At 61.4% G+C, this 5532-nt stretch carries 4 protein-coding genes and 2 pseudogenes; 5 read left to right on the forward strand and 1 reads right to left on the reverse strand.

Going from position 1 to position 5532, the window contains the following annotated elements; genetic code table 11:
* Positions 1–78: 78 nt before the first annotated feature.
* Together aroB and WBF74_RS10070 are read left to right on the forward strand one after the other, a co-directional pair.
* Positions 79–1197, forward strand: a complete 1119-nt coding sequence (aroB, locus tag WBF74_RS10065; RefSeq protein ID WP_424439016.1) for a 3-dehydroquinate synthase — start codon at positions 79–81, stop codon at positions 1195–1197.
* Positions 1198–1238: 41 nt separating this feature from the next.
* A pseudogene (locus tag WBF74_RS10070) lies at positions 1239–2075 on the forward strand (HlyC/CorC family transporter); the annotation flags it as partial.
* Here the strand turns inward: WBF74_RS10070 and WBF74_RS10075 are convergent.
* Positions 2072–2356, reverse strand: a complete 285-nt coding sequence (locus WBF74_RS10075) for a BolA family protein (RefSeq protein ID WP_424439019.1) — start codon at positions 2354–2356, stop codon at positions 2072–2074. The pseudogene WBF74_RS10070 and the gene WBF74_RS10075 sit on opposite strands and share 4 nt — an antisense overlap.
* 82 nt (positions 2357–2438) lie before the next feature.
* Between WBF74_RS10075 and WBF74_RS10080 the strand changes: the two genes are divergently transcribed.
* The 3 genes and pseudogenes from WBF74_RS10080 to WBF74_RS10090 form a co-directional block, all read left to right on the forward strand.
* Entirely contained in the window at positions 2439–3128 is a 690-nt protein-coding gene (locus WBF74_RS10080; RefSeq protein WP_424439022.1) for a J domain-containing protein, read from the forward strand.
* 156 nt (positions 3129–3284) lie between these two features.
* Positions 3285–4256 (forward strand): cobaltochelatase subunit CobS, encoded by a 972-nt coding sequence (cobS, locus tag WBF74_RS10085; protein WP_424439025.1) that lies wholly within the window; start codon positions 3285–3287, stop codon positions 4254–4256.
* 44 nt (positions 4257–4300) lie between these two features.
* A pseudogene (locus WBF74_RS10090) lies at positions 4301–5532 on the forward strand (cobaltochelatase subunit CobT); the annotation flags it as partial.

A 5532-nucleotide genomic window follows, 5' to 3' on the forward strand; every position in this document is an offset into this window, starting at 1 on the left:
CGGTGGTCGAGGAGATCATCGAAAAACTGAAAGAATATGGTCCGGAGATTGCCGGACGAGATAATACCGGACAGAAAAATGACTGACGCCACCCGGAAGGTCACCGTCGAACTGGGCGACCGCGCCTATGACATTCTTGTAGGCCGGGGGCTGATCGCAACTGCTGCCGACCATCTGCTTCCGCTGCTGCGGCGTAAACGCGTCGCCATCGTGACCGATGAAGCGGTTGCCGCCCTTCACCTGCCCGCGCTTGAAAAAAGCCTCGATGGCGCAGGCATCCGCCATTCCACGATGCGCCTGCCGCAAGGCGAGGGAACGAAATCATTCGCCCAGCTTGAAAAGCTCACCGAATGGCTGCTCGGCGAAGGAATTGAGCGCGGCGACCTCGTCATCGCCTTGGGCGGCGGCGTCATCGGCGACCTCACCGGCTTTGCAGCATCGATCCTGCGGCGCGGTGTCGATTTCGCGCAGATCCCGACCACACTTCTCTCGCAGGTGGACAGTTCCGTTGGCGGCAAGACCGGCATCAACACGAAGCAGGGCAAGAACCTCGCCGGTGCTTTCCATCAGCCGCGTCTCGTTCTCGCGGATACGGACGCGCTTGAAACGCTGCCCATGCGTGAATTTCTCGCAGGCTATGCCGAAGTCGTGAAATACGGGCTGATCGGCGACCGCGATTTCTTTGACTGGCTCGAAACCAATCTCGACCGCCTCAAGGCAGGCGATGTCGAGGCACGCATCCATGCCATCGTGAAAAGCTGCGAGGCAAAGGCCGCAACCGTTGCCGCCGACGAACGCGAAGGCGGTGTGCGCGCCCTTCTCAATCTCGGCCATACATTTGGCCATGCGCTTGAAGCCGCGACCGGCTTTTCAGACCGCCTCGTGCATGGCGAAGGCGTTGCCATCGGCATGGCGCTGGCCTTCGATCTCTCCGCACGGCTCGGCCTCTGCCCGGGTCAGGATGCGGTGCGCGTTCGCAACCATCTCGAAAGAGCAGGTCTCCCCTCGCGCCTCTCCGACATCAAGGGCTCGCTGCCCGATGCAGACGGGCTGATCTCGCTGATGGGACAGGACAAGAAGGTCGTGGACGGCAAGCTCACCTTCATTCTCGCGCGCGGCATCGGCGAGGCCTTCATCACACGCGATGTTGACCCCGAAGCCCTGCGCGCCCTTCTCCGCGAGAGGGAAGCTGCCTGATGGCCGCAGCCGGCCCCGGATCCTTGCGCGAAACGATCGGCCGTATCCTCGGCCTCGGTGCGAGCACCCGCCGGCAAATAGTTTCTGCCCATGAAGAATTGCGCGACGCGATTGCGCTGCATCATCAGGAAGGCAGCGTGGTCAAGATCGACCGCGACATGCTGGGCGGCGTTCTCGATCTCCACAATCTCGACGTGAGCGACGTCATGGTGCATCGCAAGAACATCGCGATGATCGATGCCGCTCTTCCCAATGCCGAAATCATCGCGCAGGCACTGGCAAGCCCGCATACGCGCATTCCGCTCTGGCGCGACGAGCAGGAAAATATTCTCGGCGTGCTCCACGCAAAAGACCTTCTCCGTGCGCTTGCAGGGGCAAACTGGAAAGCCGACGAGATCGACATTCTGAGCATTGCGGCGAAGCCCTGGTTCGTGCCCGACACGACAACACTTCAGGAACAGCTCAATGCCTTCCTGAAACGGAAAACGCATTTCGCCCTTGTGGTAGATGAATATGGCGTGCTGATGGGCCTCATCACGCTTGAGGACATTCTGGAGGAAATCGTCGGCGACATTGCCGATGAGCACGATGTTGACGTCGCAGGCGTGCGGCCCCTGCCGGATGGTTCGATCATCGTGAACGGTTCGGTGCCGATCCGCGATCTCAACCGGGCGTTTGACTGGTCATTGCCGGATGATGAAGCAACGACCATTGCCGGTCTTGTCATCCATGAAGCGCGCACCATCCCCTCGGTCGGCCAGACCTTCACCTTTCACGGCTTCCGCTTCGAGATACAAAGCCGCCAGCGCAACCAGATCATGTCCCTGCGGATTGCACGTTCTCTGGAAATCTCCCGGGCGCGCCAGAACCCCGCCTAGTCGGCCTGCGCTGCCGCCTCTTCCGGGGTCAGCACTTTCATGGAAAGTGCATGGATCGGGTTTCCCATCTCTTCCCTGAGCGCGCCCGTGACCAGCCGCTGGCGATCGACCCGTGAACGCCCGGCAAAGAGCGATGAGACCACCTTGAGCCGGAAATGGGTCTCGCCGCCCGGCCGGTGACCGGCATGACCCTTGTGAAGATGCGACTCGTCCACAATCTCGAGTTGTTCGGGTGAAAACGCTTCTTCAAGCTTGCGACGGATAGTCTCCGCGACCGACATGCAACTGACCGTTAATCTTGGGGTTTGAGAGAGAGGGCCATGCTTCCTTGTTTTGCAAAGCCAGCCAACCCATAATTTGATCGTGAAACTGAATTCAAAATACTTCGATTCGATCCGGATCGCCCCGCGCAAGCGGCGTGGCGTGGAACAGCCCCCTCATATCCGCCGCATGATGCGCGAGGAGGCGCCAAAGGCGTGTGAATGGGCGGGCTGCCGCGAGCACGGCCTCTTCCGAGCGCCTGCCATCAAAAGGACGGAAGAGAGCGCCGGCCCCCTCGATACGCCTGTACGCGAGCAATATAGCTGGTTCTGCGAAACTCATATTCGCGAGTTCAACCAGAGTTATGACTTCTTCAAGGGCATGAGCGATGCCGAGATCGCGGCTTTCCAGCGGGAGGCCCTGACGGGCCACCGCCCGACCTGGGGACTTGGGGTAAACGCTGCCAAAGCCGCCTTTGGCGCGCATTTCGCCTCCCGCGCCCGCCGGGGTTCGCCTTTTCGCGATAGTTTTGGCTTTTTTGATGAGGGACCGGGCCATGAGCGCCCGGAAGCCGCAGAAACGCGGCGAAAGCCGCGCGCGTTGGAACAGCAGGCGCTCGATACGCTCGATCTGCCTGCTTCCGCATCCTTGAACGAGATCAAGGCACGGTATAAGGAACTTGTAAAAAGGCACCATCCAGACGCCAATGGCGGGGACAGGTCCGCCGAGGAGCGTCTGCGCAAGGTCATTCAGGCCTACGATTACCTCCGAAAGAGCGGCTTCTGCTCCTGAGCAGGGGCGGCGTGAAAGGCTGATAGACCCGCCGGGAAGCGGGCCGGCCCGCAACCATGCGGCCGGAAGTAGTTTGCGGCGCGGGATCATTCATCCCGCTGAACCATCTGTAAGGACGGAAGTAGGACAAGGATGAGCTTCGAAGCAAGAAACAGCATGTCGGAGAATCTCCCGGACAAGAAGGTCTCTGCCCGGGAAGTGTTCAAGATCGACATCGACATGGAAGTCCCTGCCTTTTCGGAGCCCAACGAGTATGTGCCCGATTACGATCCGGACTACCTCTTTGACCGCGACACGACCATCGCGCTGCTGGCGGGCTTTGCCTATAACCGCCGCGTGATCGTTCAGGGCTACCACGGTACGGGCAAGTCCACCCATGTCGAGCAGGTGGCCGCGCGCCTCAACTGGCCCTGCATCCGCATCAACCTCGACAGCCATATCAGCCGTATCGACCTTGTGGGCAAGGATGCGATCGTGCTGAAGGATGGCAAGCAGGTCACCGAATTCCGCGAAGGCATTCTGCCCTGGGCGCTTCAGCACCCTGTCGCGCTCGTCTTCGACGAATATGACGCCGGCCGCCCGGACGTGATGTTCGTGATCCAGCGCGTGCTGGAAGCATCGGGCAAGCTCACCCTGCTCGACCAGAACCGCGTCATCCGCCCGCATCCGGCCTTCCGCCTTTTCGCCACCGCGAACACGGTCGGCCTTGGCGACACATCGGGCCTCTATCACGGCACACAGCAGATCAACCAAGGTCAGATGGACCGCTGGAACATCGTGACCACGCTGAACTACCTGCCGCATCAGCAGGAAGTCGGCATCATGCTGTCCAAGCTGAAGAGCTACGACACGGAAGAAGGCCGCAAGACCATCGACGCGATGGTCCGCGTGGCCGACCTCACGCGCTCGGCCTTCATCAATGGCGACATCTCGACCGTCATGAGCCCGCGTACCGTTCTGACCTGGGCGGAAAATGCGCGCATCTTTGGCGGCGATGTCGGCTTCGCCTTCCGCGTGACATTCCTCAACAAATGCGACGAACTGGAACGCGCCACAGTGGCGGAGTTCTATCAGCGTTGCTTCGGGCAGGACCTGCCCGACTCTGCGGCCAACATCAAGGTCGCCTGACCCATCGGAGTGAGGCCGCCCGCAAGCGGGCGGTTCGGTAACGCATGAAGCCCAAGGAAAGCCCCGTCGAACCGTTCAAGCGTGCGCTGAGCCTTACCATGCGCACGATTGCGGAAGAGCCGGAGCTGAACATCACCTTCGGCACGGAAGCGCCGGGCCTTCGCGGCCTGCGCGCGCGCCTGCCCATGCCGAGCCGCACGCTGCCGCCGGAAGAAGTGGCGCAGATGCGCGGTCTTTCGGATGCCTATGCGCTTCGCCTTGCTCATCACGATGAAAAACTGAACGCGCCTCTCCAGCCCGAAGGCGGCAACGCGCTTGCCGTGTTCGACGCGATGGAACAGGCGCGCTGCGAGGCGATTGGCGCAAATCAGATGCCGGGCGTGGCGCAGAACCTCACCGCCGCGCTGGAGCAGCGTTACGCCGCCCGCGGCTATGACCGCATTTCCTCGCGCGAGGAAGCGCCGCTTTCCGAAGCGGTCGCCATGATCGTGCGCGAGAAGCTGACAGGGATGGCACCGCCTCCTTCCGCTGAAAAGCTTGTGGCACAATGGCGCTCATGGATCGAGGAAAAGGCAGGCGACAGCCTCGACCGCCTTGCGGATCTCATCGAAGACCAGGAAGCCTTTGCGCGCGCGACGCGCGACATTCTCGTTGACCTCGACATGGGTGACGAGCTTGGCGAAGCGCCTGACCAGTCTTCCGAGGATGCGGAGGATCAGGAAGGCGACAGCGACCAAAGCTCGGAAGACAGCCAGTCCGGCGAGGCCGAACAGCCTGATGGTGCCTCCGCCGAGCAGGTCGAATATTCCGAAGGCGAAGGCGAGGAAGGCGAGGAGCAGACCGTCGAAGTCGAAGCCGATGACGCGCCCATGGACGGCGAAACGGATGAGACGAGCGACGGCAATCAGCCCTGGCGTCCAAACCAGCAGGGCGATGACCGCAACCGCCAGCCTTCCTACAAGATTTTCACGCAGGAGTTTGACGAGGTGATCGCGGCAGAAGATCTCTGCGACCTCGATGAGCTGACGCGGCTGCGCCACTATCTCGATCAGCAGTTGCAGCAGATGCAGGGCGTGGTCTCCCGCCTTGCCAACAAGTTGCAACGCCGCCTGCTCGCGCAACAGAACCGCGCATGGGAGTTCGATCTCGAGGAAGGCATCCTTGATGCCGCGCGCCTCACCCGCGCCGTGGTCGATCCGACACAGGCGCTCGCCTACAAGATCGAACACGACACCAATTTCCGCGACACGGTGGTGACACTGCTGCTCGATAACTC

Origin of the sequence: Parvibaculum sp., from assembly GCF_049672805.1 — a bacterium.
Classification (GTDB): domain Bacteria; phylum Pseudomonadota; class Alphaproteobacteria; order Parvibaculales; family Parvibaculaceae; genus Parvibaculum.